We start from the raw sequence: 21,846 nt of genomic DNA on the forward strand, positions 1-21,846 counted from the left end.
CTACTTAAGCCCAGAATGAGCCATTGTATTGATTACTTTACTTTGCATAAAGATGAAGATGATTAAGTTAGGAATAAACATAAACAAGGCTGCAGCTGCTGCCATCCCTTGACCAGCAATGTTATTTTCAATTTGAGAGACAAGTGTGCTCATATAAAAAGCAAACGTCTTTATGTTCTCATCGTTCATATAAATGACGGATGTTTCGACATTGTTCCAAGCCATCTGGAAAGAAAGGATGGCAACTGTCGCCAATGCCGGCTTGATCATCGGCAAAATAATGCTTTTAAAAAGAATAAAATCATTTGCACCATCAATAGAAGCGGCATCGATTAAGGAATCTGGGATTTGATCCACGAATTGCTTCACCAAGAATACGCTCACCGGCAATGCTAAAAGCGGTAAGATATGACCAAGCATATGATCTGTTAACCCTAGTTTATCGATGATAAAATATCTTGGAATGGTTACCGCTGCAGGAACAAACATCATCGCAATGATATTGGCTTCAAACACAGCTTTTTTCATCATAAACTCTTTTTTAGAGAGGGCGTATCCAGCCATTCCGCTGATTAAGCAGGTTAACAGGACGACGCTCCCTGTTACGATCACACTATTAAACAAGTATTTTGACATGGGCACAAGCGTTTTAGACGTTTGAGCAACTAGATCTGTAAAGTTCTGCATGGTTGGTTTGTCAACTAAAAATCGAGGCGGGTATAAAAATAACTCATCAATTGGTTTTAATGCCTGTGAAAACATAAAGATAATCGGCAGAACCATAAATACACTCAGTGCTGACAAAATGGTGTAAAACTTCCATTGACTGATGTGAAAACCATCTGGATTAATTTTTGTAGATTTAAATGACATACTCACTCAGCTCCTTCATCAAAGAGGCATTAGTCTTTTTCACCGAACAGCCTCCAGCAAAGCTTTGAAAAACCATAAACAATGATTAGCAGGATAACAGAGATTGCTGAAGCATACCCCATTTCATACCGGATGAATCCAAAATCATCAATGTGATTGATAATAAGCTGTCCGGCATATTGAGGTGTTGGATTGGCTCCGGATAATTGAACACCTATGGCACCAGCCTGAAAGGTCCCAACAACAGCCATTACTGCCCCAAAAAGCATTTGCGGCTTCATGGATGGAATGGTGATATAAAACACTTCCTGCAGCCGATTGCTAAGACCGTCAATATAAGCAGCTTCATAAAGCTCTTGATCTACATTTAATATTCCTGCGAGCATTGCAAGAAAACCTACACCCATACTTCCCCACAAAGAGACAGCAATCATGATTGGCATTAAGAAATCTGGAGACTGTGTCCATTGAATCGGTTCATAAATAATTCCTAAGTTTATGAGAATACTATTTAAATAGCCTGCACGGTCTCCACTAAAAATGACAAGCCATACAACAGCCATTGCGACAGCCGCTGTCATCGAAGGAGAATAAATAATCAGCGTCAAGACCGTTCGCGACTTTTTCGGAATTTGTGCAAGCAGCCAGGCGAGCCAAAAGGAAAGGGCATAGCCGATTGGCCCTACTATCAATGAAAATTTAATAGTATTAGGCAGAACATACATCATGAACACATTATCCTGAGTTAAAAGATTTACATAATTTTGAAGTCCGATGAATTTTGGCGCTTCAACGGTATTAAAATAAGTGAATGACAAACCAATTGCAGCTAGAACAGGCACCACAATAAAGAATATAAACAAGAGCAAGAACGGACCGATAAAGGTGAAAGAAATTAATTCATTTTTCACCTTTCGGTTTTGAAAAAATGCAGGCTTGCGTTTTTTTTCTGCAGAAGCATCTTTCTTTATCGGCTGAAAATGCTCCAGTCTTGCTTCGCTTTTTAATGGTGAACCCATACACTATCACCTCTTATCTTCAGGAAATGCCGGCATCTCTATTTCTTTTACAACTTTTCCATCTTTTATATAGCCGAATTCCTCTAATTTTTTCTTGATTTCCCGATTTGAAATGACGATGGCATCCTCTAGCGCTTTACGGGGATTTTCGCCATCAAAGACAATTTTGTTCCAGGCATTGCTTATTTCACGCTCAAGCATGTAATCTCCAGGAACATGCGGAACATCTTTTAACCACTTCCATTGTGTTTGTATAACCTCAATATCTTCTTTTGGCCAGGCAAGCTCATTAAAGGCTGCAAGATTAGAAGTATTCCATTTATACGTAGGCCCGTAATTTGCTTCCATCTTAAACCCATATTCCTGCTGCGTTTCTTTTGATGTCCACCATTTAATAAATTCCCATGATTGATCCTTCTTTTCCGTCTTTTTAAAAATAAGCGCTGATTGTCCTGTACCAGGCGCCCATCTTGCAATTGTTCCATCTTCTTGCTTCACACCTGGAAAAGGAGCTATTTTCCACCAGCCGGCAAGCTCAGGGGCAGCAGAAGTTAATTGGATATATGTAGCCAAGTCCGATATGCCGATTGGCAAAGATCCTTCTCTAAAATGGTTGTAAAAATTAGGAACCTGCAGAGGCATGCTGTAGATGGAGAAGCTTTTTGTCATGAGCTCGAAGCCCTTCAGCGCCTGCTCTGTTCCTATTCCTGCACTCATTCCATCTTCTGAAAAAAGGTCTCCTCCAAATTGATAAAGATATGGCACAGTTAGATGAAACGGTTTATTGCCGCCTGTTTGAGAAAGCGGCGTAAAAAAATTCATTCCATACCTTTGCAATTCCGGTAAAGTCGTTAATACCTCATCCCATGTTTGCGGAACTTCCAGATTTAAAGAATCTAATATATCTTTTCGATAAAACATCACCCAGAAGTTTTGTGTTTCTGGAATCCCATAGACACCTTTGTTAAAGTAAAATGGAAGTAATGCTCCTGAAGAGAAACGTTTCGATATTTCCTCATAGTCAGAGAACTGTGACAAGTCATAAACTGTCCCGCGCAGTGCAAGGTTATAAGGGAGATGATTACTTACACCAAGTGCAACATCTGGTGTTTTATCAGCTGCATTTGCAAGCACAAGCTTCTGCTCATCAGGCATAATTGAAAACTTTACTTTAATGCCTGTTTCTGCAGTGAATTGCTGATCCGCCAATTGCTGCATCATGTTCACATACTGCTGCGAGCGATTGACCCATACCGTTAGCTCTTCTTCACTATTTTTATTGTTTGCTAATGAATAGTCATCTCCAAACGAAAGGAAAAACTTCAATGTTTGCGTTTGTACTTTCGCCCACCATGATGCATTGGCATGTGGCAATTCTTCGTTTGACAAATATAATTTATCCAGCTGAAGCTGCTGATTAGGAAACTTTGCAAGTAAATCCCCCAGTTTTTGAGAAGCAGATCCTGATCCTTGATCAAGCATCCCAATCTTAACCGGTACTTCGTCTGGGTTACTTGCCAATTCTTCCAGCTGCTCTGCAGCCATGCTGATATTCCTTGCTTCATCCGGCTTTTTTCCAGATAAGTTCTGAAGATATTTGTACTCTTCTCTTAGAAGCTTAGCATTCCGTGTTAATTCTTCTTTTAATTCCGGGATCTGAGCTTCAATTTTCCAATCACGATTTCGATCTGCATTATTGCCTGTAGCCATCTTAACTTTAATAGCAAGCTCCTTTATATTGCTCATAACATCCTTTATTGTCTTCACTGTCCTTTGAATCGGCTGACCATTTACAATAAGGGAGATGCTATGTTTTCCTTCTTCTAAATAAAATTCATAGGGTGTCCCTTCACCATCATTTAACGTCTCATTTTGCCATGTTTTAGAGAACGTGAAAGGGTAAGCTTTTAAATTTTCAAAAGGCAGTTCATTATCTATGAGTACGGTTCGAAAAACCGGCATATTCACTTTCTTGTCTTGTAAATACTTGAATGAAAGCCGATAAAAACCTGTTTCTTTCACATTGAAATCCCAAGTGATTTTTTGTCCTCCAAGCTGATTCGTTTGGTCACCCTGAGTTCCTAAAGTGTTTAGCAATCGCTTTTCAACTTTAAAAGGGGTAACACCAGGATCCTGTGAAGCAATCGGTTGAATATAGGGGATATTTTTATTGGAAAGATGCTCAGCTTCTATTTCAATCGTGTCTTTTGCTTTACTTGCAGCTGGCAGCTCAGCTTTGTAGTCCTCAAAGGTTTTTGCCTGTTTTGGCGATGAAATCGTCATATCTCCGAGAAGCATTGGATCACTCAGGAATTCTAAGCTAATCGTATTTTCGCCTTCATTTAAGAAATACAGCAAGGGTTCATCTTCAAAATAACTGGCATCCATCGCATAGGTGTTTTGCCACTCAAGTACTTCTTCTGAGTCTGGGGGATACTCATTTCCTTTTTCGTCATGCGGGAACGTTTCCGATTTATTTTTCCATTTTCGGTCAAAGACAATCCTTCTAGATTCGAAATAAGGATATTTTCCATTTATCTTGATTCCGCGTTCAATAGGATTCATTTTACTTTTAATAGGGTAATAATCGAATGAGATCTGGTATAAACCTGATTCAGGGACATTAACTGGTATTTGAATTTCCTTCAGTTTTTCATCAGATAACACGACCTGTTTTCCATATTGAGTGTCTTTCTGGATATGTGTATCTGATTTAATATAATTTACAGGGGAAACAATGATTTTTGTTTTTTCTGATTCCTTTGCCCCTTCTTTTTTCCATTTTGATAGCACGTCGAGATATGAACTCTCTACAACGTTCGAAGTCAGGTTTTCATCTAAATTTTCTTTCTTTCCAGCAGACTCATTCTTTTTCTTATCTACAACATTCTGTTTATTATTAAACAATTGATCCAAAACGCCTTTTGAATCTTTTTTTTCTTCAGCAAAAACAGGATTTGTATAGATAAAAGTCTGAAAGATCAATAGGCATGCAACGATTAGCAGAAAGCACTTAGATCTCATTGTTTTAACTCCTTTACGAATGGTTGCAGGTACAAAAAGCAGCAACCTTGTGAAGATCATTTTCGCAACAATCATATTGGGGCCACTTTCTAAAACCGGCCCCAATTGATTGAACTTTTATTTAGAGGATTCCTCCATTTTTTTCATAGCATCTTCATATGCCTGATTTGAACGGGTTTGGAAATCATTCGCGAAATCTTCTGGTTTTACTTCCCCTTTATCAAACTTTTCATAATTCGGACCTACAATGTTAGTCATAACTTCTTGATATCCAGGTAACCATTTCCAGCCATCCACAAATCCATCTGAAATCATAGGTACAATGTTTTTCACACTTTCAGGAACATGTTCACTGTTCAAGTACTTATCCCAAACCTCTTCATCATTGATTAATGGCAAGCTTGATATCGGTGCTTCTGCATCAATACGATCCATCCAGCCGTCTTTAGAATAGGTCATCCATTTAATAAATTCGAAAGCAGCTTCTTTTTGATCTGACGTTTTTGACATGCCAATATAATCTGTTACGATTGGTACGCGCTGGCCTTTATCTTTAGGAATCGGCAATAAATCCCATTCGAAGCCGATTTCAGATCTTTGCCATGAAAAGTCTGCAGTTCCGCCTACACGCATAGCCAATTTTCCAGCTTTCCATGCATCTCCATCTTTGCCGAACCATTTTTTACGATCTTCATCTGTATAAATTTCAGGTGATACTTTATCGTTATACTTCATTTCTCTTACAAGCTGGTTAGCTTGAATAAAAGCAGGTTTATCAAAGTTATATTTTTCTCCATCCCATGTTAACCAGCCTTGGCTTGGATCAAGCTGCGGAATAATGACTTCGCGCAGACCGCCTACTCCGCCAAATCCAAATTGCTGTTCATTCACCTTAGTAAGCTTTAGAGCGGTATCTCTCATATCCTGGATTGTCCAATCTGGAGAAGGAATTTCCACATTTTCCTTTTTAAAAAGATCTTTATTAATCATGATTCCTTGAGCATACATGCTATGCGGCAAGGCAAATTGCTTACCGTTGTACTCAGCTGTTGATGTTAAGTTTCCAAAAATATTCTCTTTATTAAATTCTTTGTCTTTTTCTAAGAATGGTGTTAAATCTTCAACCCAGCCATTTGCAATACTTGGCGGCACGCTGAATACGAAGAATACATCGGGCAGCTTACCAGCAGCTGCAGAAGCGGCTAATTTTTCATCCCATGGCCAAGTAATCGACTCGTCCCGTTTAACTTCAATATTCGGATGAGATTTCTCGAAAGCAGCAATACGCTTTTCTTCAATTTCAGGTTCAGTCCAGCTTGCATAAGTTATCGTAACTTTTTCATCTTTCCCGGCTTCTCCGTTCTTTTCTTCCGTTTTTCCTTCTGTTTGACCAGAAGTTTTTTCACTAGTACTGGAACATCCCGCTAATACGGCTGCAAAACTTAGCATGATGACAAAAAAGATACTAATCAACCTTTTCATTCATAATCCCCCTTTATTAATTGAAACGTTTCGAAATCTCCCAAACATGATGCTTTTCCCTTGTAAATACATGTGAATGTGCTAATTTTTCACTAAAGCATTTTCATTTTTTAAAAGAAGTAAGACTTCTTCATTTAAATGATCCAGCTCAATAAATTCCCCATTGTAAATGGATCCTTTATATTCAATAACAGTCTTGCCTTGCAGCTGTACCTTAATAAAGGCATCTTTCCCAATTGGAACCAGTCTTATTTCAGTGGTACCGCCGCTGTTTTTCAAGGAAATCAGTTCCAGTGTGCTATACACGATCGTAACATCTTCATGCACTTGATAATTTTGTAATGCGAGTAAACTTGATCTCGGCGGAAGCTTGACCACTTTACCGTCAAACAAAGCATGATCATGACTGAAAACCGCACCATGCTGCTCGATGTCATCATAATTCGAGATAAAAACAAATGATTCCTGATTATTCTTCCGTTCTACGAGCGATAAGTCCGAGTTATCTGACGACAAATGACGAGTAACGCCTATTTGGTTTGCAACTGCTAATATAACCTCTAATTTGTACTGATAATCATGTCCAATGCCTAATCCAAAAACGAGGATTTCACCGTTGCCTGCTTTTTTCTTATATGCAGCAGTTTCACCATTATAGGAAGCGATAGGTTCACCATTAAATTTGGAGAAACTTAACCGTTGTCTCGCCATGACAGATGGAATCGTCAGTACATCCAAAGCAGTAACACCTTCGTGAACATCCCATTCCCCTAATTCCAATTCATCACATAAAATCGTGCATGGTTTTCCCGTTAAATCCTTGATTGGAATCTGAGGATACAGAATAAGCTTTCCGCCATTTTTTACATAGTGAACCAGCTTTTCCTGCAAATCTTTCTTCATATATTGAGTTGAAAAGACCCAAATAGAAGGGATTACCCCAGGATTAAGCGCTTTCAATAAATCAATTGCTTCAAATTGAATATTTGCTGCAACAAGCAATCGAACAATCCCATCAAATGAATAATTCTCTCTTTTACCGGCAATTTCACCAACAAGATGGCGATCTCTCTCATCGATTGTTTCAGTCATATAATCATCTGGGTTAAATCCTACAAATGTGTGAATTTGTTTTTTTGCATGAACCAACTTTTCTCCAACCGTTTCAAACATTTGGCCTAAATGCTTTGCTTTAAAATAACTGGGACGAGGATTTCCCTGTGAATCGATCGGTGCCTGCCATTCATGACGAGTGCCAAATAGTCCAATATTTTCATAGTTTTCACCTGCAACGAACATATAATAGTTCAAAGCGTTCATACCATGAGCAACACAAGTACGTGTGTTTAAGTCTAAGTCCTGCGGATATAATCTTGGCCTGTCTGCTAATCTGCCAGACTGAAATTCAGCTGAGAATAATGGCTGATCTTGATTGGAAATTGCTTTCGTATATGCTGATGCAAGGACTAAATCATGATAATTATCGTATCCAATACGACCTGGATAAAAATCCCCTGCAAGGATCACATCATCAAATTCAGCTGTCTTGTAAAGCTGTGAAAGACCGATTGGATAATCAACTCCACGGCTATAAATCGAATAATCTTTAAAACCATGAACGTTAATTATAAAAGGAACTGATATTCCTGTATTCTTTGCAAACTGCCTTAAATGTCCTACATAGTCCTTAATATAAACTCTCCAAAACTCTCCCCATTCATAGTGGAGGGAAGCAGCATCCACATTCGAATCTTTTGAAAATGAATCGACAAAAGATTTAATAGAGTGCTCTTCGATGCCGTAAACTTGATTAATAGAATCGACAGTTTTATACTTATCAAGCATATACATTTCAAATTGTTTTAATGTTGGCGCATTAAAATCGGATGTATTTGTTACCCAATGCAGCATTCCAATCTCATTGCATAATTGGTACATAATGATTGGCCCTTCAAATTCAAGCTGCATTGGGGCAATGATAGTGTTCACTTGTTCATACCATTTCTGTACTTTTTCCAGAAAGATCGGGTGCTGATATGATACTACTCTTGTTGGATGTTCATGGCCGTTTCGCTGTTTGGCAATGACGTCTGGATAATCAGATAGCAGCCATGGCGGAATTCCTTCGTATCTAACTTCTGCCATAACATATGGTCCAGGACGGACAATGCAATACAATTTCTTTTCTTTTACCAGCTGAAGGAAGGACTTCAAATCTCTTTCAGGTCTTGTATCTCCTGTAAAATCAAAGATTCCTTCTTCAAATTCATGCCATACCCAGGGCACATATGTACTAACTAAGTTGCAGCCGGCTTCAATCAACGAATCCAGTCTATTTGCCCACTCCTCTTTCGGTACTCGGTAGTAGTGACATTCGCCACCGAATAAGAAGACTTCTTTACCATTGATGATAAATTTCCCTTCTTTTGAAACGACACTCACTCACTTCTCCTCCTGATAATTGAATTGGGTTTTTTAAGCTGCTCACCCCCTCTAATGTGCAATCAATGATTTTCGTGGAACACCTGTTGTTTTTCGAACGACCAATTCAGTAGGCATTATAAAATTTCGTTTATTTACTTCCTCAGTAAGTGATTGGCAGACAAGATGCGCAGCCAATGATCCAATTTCAAATTTGGATTGACTGACAGTCGTTAAAGGCGGATGTACATATTGTGAAATTTCGATATCATCGAAGCCTACAATTGACACATCTTCAGGGATTTTTAAGTTTGCCTCCTTAAATGCACGAAGTGCGCCGATTGCCATTTCATCATTCGCACAGAAGATTGCTGTCGGTATATTACCTTGCAGAATAAGCATCTTTGCAGACAAATATCCTCCCTCTCTTGTGAATTTCCCCTGCAGGGTCCAATGAGATTTCAATGCAAGATTATGTTCCATCATACTTCTTTGAAAGCCTAGAAACCGCTCTGCATTGTCCCGATTTTCTTGAGGACCGCTCATAAAGGCTATTTCCCGATGACCTAATTTAATTAAATGGTCTGTTGCTTCGTATCCCCCTCTTTCATTATCAACCAGTACACTCATAATCTTCTGATCTGCAGGTTCCCGATCAAGTAATACAATAGGAAAGTCGTCACGGACTGACTGGTTTATCATTTCGTCCGAAATATTTGATGCCAGCATAATGACTCCATCTACTCTGCGTTCTTGTAAAAATTTAGTTACTGTTGATGTTTTCCCTTCAATGGAACTGCAGGCAATTAACCCATAATCATTTGCAGTTAATGTTTCTTGAACTCCTCTGATAACCTCAGACCAAAATGATCCTGATAAATCATTTAGTATAAGGCCAATTGTTTCTGTTTTATTGAGTTTTAAATCTCTTGCAATTCCGTTTCTCCTATAATTCAGCGTTTTCGCAGCCTCTATTATCTTCCTTGTTGTTTCAGGAGTTACTTTCGAGCTATTGTTTAACGCATATGATGCTGTTGAGACAGCAACTCCAGCTAATTTTGCGACATCTTTTATTGTAGTCATTACATCCTCCATATCAAACACTATCACTCTTGAAACGTTTCAATAAAAAGCTAAAAAATATAGTTTTACATCCAATTTTGCTTAGAACAACAGTATGTTTTCTTTTGAAACGTTTTTATTTATTTCCATTCTAGCAAATGAAAGCGCTTAAAATCAATCAGTATTTGTAAAATTTTCAGATTTTTTACGCTTTTCTGGCAGACCTCTTAATAAGAATGGTGTTCACGAGGCTTTTTCCTCTTTCATCTTTTCAATCTTATGAAATAGATTTTGTGTTCTCCAGCTCGTCCAGGCAACTATTCCGCTTACACCAAAGAACGGAATCAAGGTTGGGATATTTACGTTGATAATGACAAGTGTTGCGATTCCTGCCATTATAAAAATTAATTGAAACGGCCGAATAAAGACTAAAGCAAACGAGTATTTCCAATACTCCAGACTGCTAAGCCTGTAATGAGCAAAGACAGGGAAAAAAATGATGGCTGTTAGAGAAAAAACAATAGCTAACAAAACAGAGAATGATCTGAAGAAAAAAAATATGGAAGAGTTATTGGCTGAGAAATAAAGAATATCTAAGTAGAGAATAATAAAAGCAGCTATCATGATGATTCCGTTCATTTGAGACATCCAAAAATTTTGTTTGAATTCCTTCCGAAATGTTTTAAAAACCGGAAACTCTTCTTCTTCCTGAAGCCATTTTCTAAAAATAGCAAAGCTTGCGGTTGTTGCCGGGAAAATACCAGCAACGACAAGCCCAGATACGGTAAATAGGATCCAAAGAATATTTAAGTATGCTATTCTCATTATCCAATTACACACCTGCAATAGCGGAATTAGTTTAGTAGATGTCATCATTCACGTATCCTTTCCCTCTAAAGTTTTAGCTTTTTGCGGCTGATTTTCAACTTGTCATATTTGAATGAACTTAATAAACGTTATTTGAAACGTTTCAATATGATTAATTCTACCATGAAAGCGTTTCACTTAATATATGTGTTTATGAATAAACTGAATTCTTATTTTATTTCTTATAATAGGATTTCTATTAAATTGCATAAACAGACTAAAACAATGTCCAAGGGTGATTTCATGCACCTTTTTTCACAAAATGAGGCTATAATCTGTGAGTCTGAATTATTCTTCAGTTAAAAAAAGCATATTTTTTGCGATTGATAATGTAAGCCCTTTCTTTTATAATGCTAATTGAAACGTTTCAATTTTTAGAAAATAAAGTATATTTTTAATGAATAGGGGGATGGGGATGGGATCTGCAATTGAAATAAAAAATAAGCAAATCGTTATCGATGGTGAGCCAGCCATTATTATGTGCGGAGAAATTCACTATTATCGGCTTGATCGAAAAGACTGGCAGGATCGGATTACTAAATTGGTGGATGCCGGCTGTAACGCTGTTGCATCCTATGTTCCTTGGCTGTGTCATGAACCAGATGAAGGAAAATTTGATTTAGATGGCAGCACTAGACCAGAGCTTGATTTAGGGGCGTTCATTGATCTTTGTCATGAAAATGATCTCTATTTCTTTGTTCGGCCTGGACCTTTTATTATGGCAGAAATGAAAAACGAGGGCATTCCTTACTGGGTATACGAAAAGCATCCTGAAATTATTCCTGTAGCATGGGATAACAAAAAAGTTCCAACATCTACAATTGATTACCTAGCACCTAATTTTCTAAAAGCAGCACGGAATTGGTACAAAGCAGTAATGTCGGTTATAGAACCTCGCCTAATCACAAACGGGGGAAATATTATTGGAGTGCAGCTGGACAATGAAATTGGAATGCTATCATGGGTCAGCAACAGCCCAGACCTGACAGACTTTCTTTTAGATGACTTCACAGCTTGGTTAAATAATCAATACAGCACTGAAGAGCTTACACAAAGATATCCTTTCAACTTGAGCAGCCCGGAAATCAGAAATTCGCATATCCGATCTCCTAAAGAAGACTATACTGCAGCGCTACATAAAGATCTTGGATATTTTATGAGAAATCGCTTTGCTCGATATATTGACGAGCTGCGCTCCTATTCAGAGGAATTTGGCATAAAGGATATACCTTTCGTTGTTAACATCCATGGTACAAGCGGCGGAAGAGGTTTTACTTATCCGATCGGAATAAGCCAGCTTTATGAATCCTATACGCAAGCCCCTGGATATCTATCCGGTTCTGATATCTATTTTGAAGATTTAACAATGAATAATTTTCAAGATCTTTATCTGATAAATGGGTTTATGGACGCCGTTCACACTCCTGATCAGCCATTAACTTCTGTTGAATTTAATTGCGGTGATGGAAATTTCGGTTCAACCTTTGGCGGCAGGTACGATCCATCAGCAGCTGATTTTAAGATTCGCATGTGTCTTGCACAAGGGAACAGATTGATTAATTATTACTTATTTACCGGCGGCTATAATTATCGTTTAGATACCATGCGTAATGATGGAAATGACCGCGTTGCTTTTACAGGTGAAAGACACGGATTTGCTGCACCTGTCAGTCCAGAAGGAGAATTGAATTATACGTACCCGCGAATGAAACGTGTCACGAAAACCGTTATGGCCGTATCCAAAAAGCTTGCTGCTATGAATGAAGAGCACGATGATGTTTCATTTGCTTTTATTCCTGATTATTACATGACCGAATATCGTTATCCAAACAGCGAGAAAATGAAAGAAATACTTACAAATATAGAAGCAAACCGGGCATATGGCGCATGGGAAATCATGGCTCGGGCTATGTTGATCTCAGGGTATCGATTTGGGGCGGCGGATATCCAGAACCAGCCTTTAGATCCAAAGAAAACTCCTGTACTGGCCATACCTTCTGCACGATATATGAGCCATGAAATTCAACAAAAGCTAGCTTCATATCTTCTGGATGGAGGGAAGATGCTGCTTTTTGGAGAAGTTCCGCAATATGATATGGAAGGGAAACCTTGCAGTGTTCTGTCAGAGGTTTTAGATGTCAAACCTGCTGGAAGCCGAAAGTCTTCCGAGCATTATTATCTCTCAGTTTGTGCAGAAGGATGGGCTGCTTCGCGCCCTGAAGTGCGCTCAAATTTCTCTCAAACATTTAAACTGGGCAATAACGCTGATTCTATACTCTCAATCTATGGAACTGAAGAATCTTGCGGTTTTGATTCAAAGGTTGGCACTGGAAGGGCAATTGTAATTGCTACAGCTTATAGCTGTGATGTAGATTTATTTAAACAAGCATTAGAAAAACTGGGTGCAAAGGCAAAGCTTGTTCATGACTTTAAACATCATGGAATTTTTATGACCTCTGCTGCTAACCAGCATGGAGAACGCATGCTGCACCTTCTAAATTTAGATGGATTGGATAAGGAATTTCATATTTATGATCAGGATGAAAAGTTATTTAATGGGCGTAAAATCCTTCTCCAAAGCAAGGATGGTGTAATGCTGCCTCTGAATATGACATTTGACGAAGTGAAAATTGTTTATTCTACAGCAGAAATTGTGAATGTGGAAAGGAATCAAATAACCTTCCGTCTGACACAGCCTAAAGACATCATTACATTTGAAACAGACAAAGAAATCCTGGATAGTGATGAGTACAATGTCGAGAGAACCAATAACCGATTAATAGTTCGTTCTAATAAGCATGCCAAAGTTGATGATAGCTTGACTGTTAAGTTTCGTTAATCGCAATAAAAAGTGCTGATCTAGGCAGATGCTAAAAAGACATCTCATAGATCAGCATTTCCATATATATTCATGAGTTTTTTTTGTTTAAATGCTCTGAATTGTATTTAAAACAGTTGAATCTCTTACAATAAGCTTTAACGGAAACTGATAGATTTCATGAGATTGATGTGTTTTACTATTAATTTTATCGATCATGACATCCATTGCTTTTTTAGCCATCTCTTTGACTGGCTGCTGTACAGTTGTGATCATTGGATCCAGCAGCTCAGCTATAGCCTGATTGTCAAAGCCCACCACTGCCAAATCAGCCGGAATGTGCCACCCGCTTTTTTTAGCTTCGGAAATAATGCCAGCAGCAACTTCGTCAGCACCTGTAAAAACGGCTGTCGGCTTCTGATCGAGTTCCCTTATTTCACGGAACACTCTTTTTCCGTCTTCAATGTTAAAGGCATCCCTATAAGCCAAATTTTCGACAAAAAGATATCCGGCTTCGGACATAGCTTGTCTAAATCCCTTCTCTCTCGCTCTTGCCACATTGCTTCTATGACCGCCGCAGCAATAAGCAATTTGCCTGTGCCCTTGTTCAATTAGATGTTTCGTTGCTATGTATCCGCCATACTCTTGGTCCAGTCTGACCATTGGTACGTTGGCACTTTCCTCAAATTCATTGCACAAAACAATTGGTCCATATTCCGAAAACGGCTCAATTTTGCTCCACTCATTCTCAAGTGAAGCGAGAATCACGCCATCAACCTGTTTCGTTTTTAGAAGATTCAAATACTTAAGTTCTTTTTCTGGCGAATACTGTGTTTGACAGACTATTAATTGATAGTTGCGTTCAGAAGAAGCCATTTCCAATGACTCAATGAATTGGCTGAAAAAAGGATTTAAGACTCTTGGAATGAATACAGCAATAATTTCAGTTTTTTGATTGCGAAGACTTCTGGCAGAAGAATTAGGCACATAGCCTAGGTCTTCCATCGCTTCTAATACGACCCTTTTTTTAGATTCAGATACATACGGATGGTTATTGATGACTCTTGATACAGTTGTTCTTGACAGCCCTGCAAGTCTGGCGACATCTTCAATTGTAGACACTTGCTTTCCCCCTCACCGCGCGAACGCACGACATCACGCTGTAACATGAAATCGTTCTCATTTCTCATTATATTTCAAAATGTAAGGGCTTACAACAATAGATTGATAGATTATTGAATTATGATTTGCTGCTTTTTATTATACAGGAAGAATATTTGTGAGATATTATCTTTTTTACTGCACATAAAAAAACGCCTAAAGCAAAATGCTTTAGACGTTTCCTTTTAAACAGCAGCTTCTTCCATTTCATCACTCTTATTCTTTCTTATAGCAAAGGAGAAGTAAGCAATCGTGCCAATCATCATGGCTCCGATAAAAATGGCAAGAATTCCTGCCTGCTGCCACATGAATTCAAAGTCGCCAGAAGAGATGACCGCTTTAAAACCCGAGACTGAGTATGTCATCGGCAGCCAAGCATTAAAGATCTGCAGTGCATTTGGTATTAGTTCAAGCGGGAATGTGCCTGCGCTTGTTGTGAGCTGCAAAATCAGGATAATAATGGCTACAAATCTTCCCGGGTCTCCTAATGAAGTTACCAGGAATTGGACAAGTGTAATAAATGTTAGACTTGTTATGATACTGAACAAGATGAAGTAAGGGACACTTTGGACTTCTATGTTTAATCCGTAAAGCAGAACAGCATCTGCAAGCAATGCCTGGATCACGCCAATGACGGCGAGAATGCCAAATTTGCTCATAAACCAGCCTAGTCCGCTTTTTGGAACATCAGCTGACTGTCTCAATGGGAAAACAATGGACAGCAGCAGGGCTCCGACAAATAATCCTAGTGATAAGAAATAAGGAGCAAACCCTGTACCGTAGTTAGGAACAGCATTCACTTTTTCGTCTTTCACTTTCACAGGATCTGAAATCATTTCATAAACATCATCCGAACCGCCTGTATCTTTCGTTTCATCAGCTGCATCTCCAAGTTTGGATGAGAGCTCACCAGTTCCTTCTGAAAGCTCTTGGGCTCCATCATCAAGCTGACCCGCTCCATCTGCAAGCTGATTCGTGCCGTCTTGAAGTGAAGATGAACCATCTGCAAGTTTAGCAATTCCTGAGTTAAGTTCTCCGCCGCCTGCAGCTAGCTGTGCAGATCCTTCTTTTGCTTCAGCAAGCTTTTCGCCAAACGTTTTTAATCCGCCTGAAAGCTGCTGCTGACCTTTCATAATCTGTGTTGAACCATCGTATAGGGCTTCTTGACCTGAAACCAATTGATTGACTGCGCCTTCAGATTTTGTTTGTCCTGCGGCAAGCTGCCCGGATTTTTCTGAAAGAGTTGCCGCACCCTTTCCAAGCTCTGAGGCACCGGCAGATAGCTGCCCGAGACTGCCTTCAAGCTGCTTGCTTCCTTCAGATAATTGACTTACACCAAGTGCTGCTTCTTTTAGTTTCTGTTTTTCTGCATCCGGCAATGGCAGTTTCTCAATTTGAGGAAGCATTACTGCCAGCTGTTCATTCAGACTAGATAAACCCGCTGAAAGTTCAGCTGCACCTGCTGCTGCTGCTTCGTTTCCTTTTGAAAGCTCATTTAACTTGTTAGATAGCTGCTCCGCACCTGAGCTAAGCTGTGCTGAGCCATCCGTTAATTGCGGAGCTGATTCCTGCAGCTGCTTCATGCCTGCAAGAGATGCTGACAGTCCTTCGTTCAGCTTTACGGTCCCTTGTTCAGCTTGAACAGAACCGCTGTAAAGCCTTTCTCCGCCCTCTTGCAATTGACCAAGTCCGCTGTCTAAGCTAGTTAAACCGCTTGTCAGCTCTTTAGAGCCTGCAGATGCGTCATTTAGCCCGTCTTTAAACGTAATCGATTTTTCTGCTAAAACCTGAAGATTTTCCTTCAGTTTGAATGAACCTTCTTTTAAGTCGCCAACACCGTTGTTAATTTTACTTGCACCATCACTTGCTTCGCCAATTCCGTCTGCAAGCTTATCGATATTTTCAAAGATGCTTTCTGCGTACGTTTTTGTCAGTGTATTTGATACTTCCTCTTTGATTTGGGCAACTGCTGTTCCGCCGATTTGCCCTGATAAAAAGTTGTAGCCTTCATTCGGAACGTATTTCAATTCCAATGATTGCGGCTTTTCATCCATTAAGGTTGTAGCATTTTTTGAAAAATTTTCAGGAATTTCAATCATCATATAGTATTGTTCATTTTCAAGCCCTTTTTGGGCTTCATTCTTTGAAACAAAATCCCATTTAAATTTTGGATTATCCTTTAAATTATCTACGAGTTCAGATCCAATTTTCAAATCCGTGCCTTCATAATCTGCTCCGCTGTCTTCATTCACAACGGCAACAGGCAGCTGATCTAATTGTTCATATGGATCCCAAAATGCCCAAAGGAACATCCCTGCGTACATAAGCGGAATAAATAAGACCGCAAGTACTGGAACCAGTACCTTTCTGTTAGAAACAAGAGCCTTCCATTCTTTCGCAAGTAAACTCATTAAAAAATCTCCTCCTATAAATATACACATTGACCATTTTGTTCATTTAGTCATATTGGTGAAAAAAAGAGAGGACTATCTATTTCGACAATCCTTTTAATAGGTAAAGCTCAAACAGCTTGGCAATTTCTGCTTTTTCCAGCGGTTCATGATGTCTCTCCCAATCAAAAATCAGGGAAATATACAGCTTCATCATGACAAATGCTGTTACTTCAGGATTGCATTCTTTAAGCTCGCCTTTAGCAACTGCTGCTTCTATTTTTACAGCAATGAACTGCAAAATCATTTTCTCAAGACGCTGAACAACCTCTTTTACAGCAGGAGTGCCTACATCCGTGCTTTCTTGAAAAATTTTAATGGTGAATTGATGCTTTTTCCTGAATTCAAGGATGCTGTAAAGTGCACGATGAACATTTTCAAAAAAAGGCAAGTCTTCATCAATCACTTTTTCGGCTTCCTTGCGCATTTCGGCAAGGAGCGTAGAGACGATTTCATCGAAGAGCTCTTCTTTGTTTTTAAAGAACGTATAAATCGTTCCTTTTCCAACATTGGCAAGCTTTGCAACTGAATCCATCGTTGTCGCTTTATATCCGAAATGAGTAAACGATCTTGTGGCAGCTTCCACAATTAAATGTTTTCGATCAATGCTCAACACACTAACCTCCAATAAAATGACCGAATGAGAAAATCAGTCATTTAGTACAAAAAATAATATATCATATGATTCAGCAGTTATCAAGAACAAAAAAACAACTCTCTATTAAAGAGTTGCCTTCTTAAGATAGTCCAATGCATTTGCAACAGCTATTTTCCCTTGATCGATACAATCTGGGATTCCAACACCTGCATATGAGGCTCCAGCTAAAAACACCCCTGGATAGGAACTTATGATTTTTTCCTCTATTTCTTGGATTTGCTCTTGATGTCCGACATTGTATTGCGGCATCGCTTCTTTCCATCTCGACACCACTGTGAAATCAGGCTTTTGTTCGATCTTCATAATTTTGTTCAAGTCTTCAAGTACAGCTGCAATGATTTCATGATCGGGCTGTTCGACAATCGCCTGGTCGCCTGCTTTTCCAACATAAGCTCTGATTAACGCTTTGCCTGCCGGAACTGTATGCGGCCATTTGCGGTGGGTCCATGTACAGGCAGTAATCGTATAATCACCGTTTCGAGAAATAACAAACCCTGTCCCATTACCTTCTATATCGATGGCCTCTTCAGGAAAAGCCATAGCAACAGTTGCAACTGATGTTGACGGCATTTCTTGCAAATAATGATAGTTTTCTTTGTCTGGAAGCATATTTGCTGTTTGCTGATGAGGAGTTGTCACGATTAATGTATCTGCTTCAATCACATCGCCATTACTTAATTTCAGTACATACCCGACAACTTTTTTAGTAATGCTTTCTACTTTAACACCTTTTAAAATTTTCGTATTTGTAAGTTTGCTTTCAGCAGCATCCACGAGTGTTTGCAAGCCGCCTTTAACCGTTTGGAAAATTCCTTTTTTCCGTGCAGGGTCATGTTTTTGGTTTGCTCTCGGCAGCCCTTTTTTCATCCCCAAAATCAAACTGCGGTGGTCCTGTTCCACTCTGTGAAACTGTGGAAAAGTTGACATTAGGCTCAGCTTGTCAATATCTCCGGCATAAATGCCTGAAAGCAAAGGCTCTATTAAATTTTCAACGACTTCATTTCCGAGTCGCCTTCTGAAAAAATGCCCAAGCGATTGATCGCCTGACTCTCTTCCAGCAGGAAGAATATAGTCTCCAGCAGCTCTTGCCTTCCCCAAAATAGAAAATAGCCCCGTAGTGACGAAAGGGAGAACTTGTGTAGGAATACCCATAACGGCACCAGCCGGGATCGGATGAAGCCGATCTCCCACCAGGACAAAAGATCTCCCCGTTGCATTATTTACAAGTTCCGTTTGCAGTCCTACATCTTTTACAAATTGCGGTGCGCTTGCTTTTCTTTCAAGAAACGAGTCTGGACCCCGTTCAATAATGAATCCATCTTTGTGAACGGTTTGAATTTTTCCGCCTAGCCTTGGACTCGCTTCTATCAAGATTGATTCTATTTGAAGATCATGATCTATCATTTCTTTTTGCAAATAAAATGCCGCGGATAACCCCGTTATCCCTCCGCCAATGATGACAACTTTCTGTTTTTTGTCAGTCATTGTTTATCGCCTTCTTTTTTGTTTACTTTTTCATTGATAGCTCTTTTAGCACTACTGTCGCTAAGCAATCTATGAACTCATCCTTAGCGTTTGGCATTTCCGGTCTGAAATACTTGGCGCCAAGTTCGTCTGTTACGACCTTACATTCATAATCATTATCGTACAGAACCTCAAGATGGTCTGCAACAAACCCGACTGGAATATAGACAAATGTACGATATCCTTTTTCTTCATAAAGATCTCTTGTTAAGTCCTGTACATCAGGTCCAAGCCACGGTTCGGGAGTATTGCCTGCACTTTGCCAGCCAATCTCATAGTTTTCAATGCCTGCAGCTTCAGCAATCAGATCTGCCGTTTCCTGAAGCTGATTTGGATATGGATCTCCAGCTGCAATAATTTTTTCGGGCAGACTGTGTGCAGAGACAATTAATACAGCTTTCTCTCTTTCTTCCGCTGTCATTGCTGCATACGTTTCTTTCACTTTTTTCGTCCAATAATCAATAAATTTAGTCTCCTTATACCAGCTCTCAACAGAAGTGATCTTTAATCCGCCCAGATTCTCTGCTTCCTGCTTTGCCCGTCCGTTATATGATTTAACGCTGAAAGTTGAGAAATGAGGAGCAAGAACGATGCTGACTGCTTGTTCAATTCCATCTTCTTTCATTTGTTTAACTGCATCTTCTACGAATGGCTCAATATGCTTAAGTCCTAAGTACATTTTGAAATCAACTTCATCCTGAATCGCATTTAAATGTTCTTCTAGTGATTTTGCCTGATCCAAAGTGGTTTTAGCCAGAGGAGAAATGCCTCCAATTGCCTCGTAGCGGTCTTTTAAATCTTGCAGCATTTCAGGTGCTGGTGTGCGCCCGTGTCTAATATGCGTGTAATACCGTTCAATATCTTCTTCTTTGTATGGAGTTCCGTAGGCCATGACGAGAAGCCCCATTTTTTTCTTTGTCATTTTCATACACCTCATTGGTTAGTCTTACAATAGAAAAGCGGAATCGTCCGTTTAGCTCAGGCATGGCAGAGCCATTCTGACCGAGGAGTTGGGCGATGGAGCTAGACATCAATGCGAAAAACTTTATCCTTTCTTATCTCTGAACGAAAGCGCAGACACCCTGGTCAGCTCACGAAGATTTCACAGTGAGCTACGCGCCGGAGCTGCATAAATCTGTATAAAATCATGATCTGAAACTTATTTTGCCATTACTTATTCAAGTTTCCAAATCAGATGCTCTGAGCACGCTTGGAAGTTTTTGTATATTCATGAATAAATGCTGTTAATCGTCTAAGAACATCCGGATTTACAGAAGGAAAAACACCATGTCCAAGATTAAAGATATAACCATCCTGCTTCATTCCTTGATCAAGAATGGCCTTTGCACGCTCTTCGATAACATCCCAAGGAGCAAGCAAAATAGCTGGATCAAGGTTCCCCATTAACGTTTTCGTCATGCCCATATCACGCGCTTGTTCCACTTGCAGCCTCCAATCTAGCCCTACAACATCAAGAGGAAGATCATGCCAAACATGTGCAAGGTGGCTTGCTCCGACTCCGAACATGATCATTGGGACATTCTCTTCTTTCATGGAAGTGAAAATTCTTTCCATTACAGGTTTGATATAGAAACGATAATCTGATTCATTTAAAGCGCCGACCCATGAATCAAAAATTTGAATCGCTTTTGCCCCTGCATGAATTTGAGCCTTCAGGTAAATAATTGTCATATCCGCAAGTTTGTCCATTAATGCGAACCACGCTTTAGGCTCTGCATACATGAATGCTTTTGTTTTGTTGTAATTTTTCGAAGGACCGCCTTCAATCATATAACTAGCCATTGTAAATGGCGCTCCCGCAAACCCGATCAAAGGGACATTCAATTGTTCAGTCGTCAGTAATTTGATTGTATCCAGAACATATGGAATGTCACTTTCAGGATCGATCTCTCCCAAATTCAGAACATCCTGAAGAGAACGAATCGGATTGTCAATGACGGGACCAATACCAGACTTGATTTCGACATCTACACCAATCGATGGAAGCGGTGTCATGATATCTTTATATAAAATAGCCGCATCTACACCATACTGCTCAACAGGCAATCGTGTGACATACGCACATAGCTCAGGCTGATGCGTGATTTCAAACAGACTGTATTTTTCCTTAATTGCACGATATTCGGGCTGAGATCTGCCTGCTTGTCTCATATACCATACTGGAACATGGTCTGTTTTTTCACCCCTGCACGCTTTCAAGAATGTATCATTGAATTGCTTTGTATCCGTCATAAACCTTCATATCCACCTTTCTATGTAAAACAAGGCTGCTTTCGCAAAAATTGTTGTTTTTCGTTGATTTACTAATTCCTGCAAATTCCAAGCGTTTCTTGCTCTATTCTAATAAAATCTATTAAAATACACCCTTTCACGCTATTTTGTGCGGAAGTACAACAATTTCTTAGAAAAGTGCCTAAAACAAACACGTTATCCTATGTTTTTTGCTTCTTACACTATAACTGTTTC

14 protein-coding genes are annotated in these 21,846 nt (G+C 39.4%); 1 reads left to right on the forward strand and 13 read right to left on the reverse strand.

Features of this window, described 5'->3' with window-relative positions; all coding sequences use genetic code 11:
• The 7 genes from CYJ36_RS12200 to CYJ36_RS12230 form a co-directional block, all read right to left on the reverse strand.
• Positions 1-873: a carbohydrate ABC transporter permease gene (locus CYJ36_RS12200; protein ID WP_101567557.1), complete on the reverse strand. Its 873-nt coding sequence runs from the start codon at positions 871-873 to the stop codon at positions 1-3.
• Between the two features lie 29 nt (positions 874-902).
• The gene (locus CYJ36_RS12205) at positions 903-1,892 is read right to left on the reverse strand and encodes a carbohydrate ABC transporter permease (protein WP_101567558.1); all 990 of its coding nucleotides are present in this window, start codon (positions 1,890-1,892) and stop codon (positions 903-905) included.
• A 6-nt stretch (positions 1,893-1,898) separates the two neighbouring features.
• Positions 1,899-4,916: an extracellular solute-binding protein gene (locus CYJ36_RS12210; protein WP_219621095.1), complete on the reverse strand. Its 3,018-nt coding sequence runs from the start codon at positions 4,914-4,916 to the stop codon at positions 1,899-1,901.
• Positions 4,917-5,033: 117 nt separating this feature from the next.
• Positions 5,034-6,398 (reverse strand): ABC transporter substrate-binding protein, encoded by a 1,365-nt coding sequence (locus CYJ36_RS12215; RefSeq protein WP_101567560.1) that lies wholly within the window; start codon positions 6,396-6,398, stop codon positions 5,034-5,036.
• 81 nt (positions 6,399-6,479) lie between these two features.
• Positions 6,480-8,840 (reverse strand): beta-galactosidase, encoded by a 2,361-nt coding sequence (locus CYJ36_RS12220; RefSeq protein WP_101567561.1) that lies wholly within the window; start codon positions 8,838-8,840, stop codon positions 6,480-6,482.
• A gap of 51 nt (positions 8,841-8,891) precedes the next feature.
• Positions 8,892-9,902, reverse strand: coding sequence for a LacI family DNA-binding transcriptional regulator (locus CYJ36_RS12225; protein ID WP_101567562.1), 1,011 nt, complete (start codon positions 9,900-9,902; stop codon positions 8,892-8,894).
• 222 nt (positions 9,903-10,124) lie between these two features.
• Positions 10,125-10,754 (reverse strand): YesL family protein, encoded by a 630-nt coding sequence (locus tag CYJ36_RS12230; RefSeq protein WP_219621096.1) that lies wholly within the window; start codon positions 10,752-10,754, stop codon positions 10,125-10,127.
• Positions 10,755-11,163: 409 nt separating this feature from the next.
• Here CYJ36_RS12230 and CYJ36_RS12235 point away from each other — a divergent pair, with 409 nt between their 5' ends.
• Positions 11,164-13,587 (forward strand): beta-galactosidase, encoded by a 2,424-nt coding sequence (locus CYJ36_RS12235; RefSeq protein WP_101567564.1) that lies wholly within the window; start codon positions 11,164-11,166, stop codon positions 13,585-13,587.
• Between the two features lie 87 nt (positions 13,588-13,674).
• Here CYJ36_RS12235 and CYJ36_RS12240 read toward each other — a convergent pair whose 3' ends face one another.
• The 6 genes from CYJ36_RS12240 to hemE all read right to left on the reverse strand — a co-directional run bounded on the left by CYJ36_RS12240 (position 13,675) and on the right by hemE (position 21,612).
• The gene (locus CYJ36_RS12240; RefSeq protein WP_101567565.1) at positions 13,675-14,688 is read right to left on the reverse strand and encodes a LacI family DNA-binding transcriptional regulator; all 1,014 of its coding nucleotides are present in this window, start codon (positions 14,686-14,688) and stop codon (positions 13,675-13,677) included.
• A 224-nt stretch (positions 14,689-14,912) separates the two neighbouring features.
• The gene (locus tag CYJ36_RS12245) at positions 14,913-17,138 is read right to left on the reverse strand and encodes a YhgE/Pip domain-containing protein (RefSeq protein WP_101567566.1); all 2,226 of its coding nucleotides are present in this window, start codon (positions 17,136-17,138) and stop codon (positions 14,913-14,915) included.
• Between the two features lie 79 nt (positions 17,139-17,217).
• Entirely contained in the window at positions 17,218-17,790 is a 573-nt protein-coding gene (locus CYJ36_RS12250; RefSeq protein ID WP_101567567.1) for a TetR/AcrR family transcriptional regulator, read from the reverse strand.
• A 108-nt stretch (positions 17,791-17,898) separates the two neighbouring features.
• On the reverse strand, positions 17,899-19,320 hold the full coding sequence (hemY, locus tag CYJ36_RS12255; RefSeq protein WP_101567568.1) for a protoporphyrinogen oxidase: 1,422 nt from the start codon (positions 19,318-19,320) through the stop codon (positions 17,899-17,901).
• A 22-nt stretch (positions 19,321-19,342) separates the two neighbouring features.
• Positions 19,343-20,281, reverse strand: coding sequence for a ferrochelatase (gene hemH, locus CYJ36_RS12260; protein WP_101567569.1), 939 nt, complete (start codon positions 20,279-20,281; stop codon positions 19,343-19,345).
• 269 nt (positions 20,282-20,550) lie between these two features.
• On the reverse strand, positions 20,551-21,612 hold the full coding sequence (gene hemE, locus CYJ36_RS12265; protein WP_101567570.1) for a uroporphyrinogen decarboxylase: 1,062 nt from the start codon (positions 21,610-21,612) through the stop codon (positions 20,551-20,553).
• Positions 21,613-21,846 lie beyond the last annotated feature (234 nt).

Origin of the sequence: Bacillus sp. UMB0893 (genome assembly GCF_002858905.1) — a bacterium.
GTDB lineage: Bacteria > Bacillota > Bacilli > Bacillales > Bacillaceae > Bacillus_P.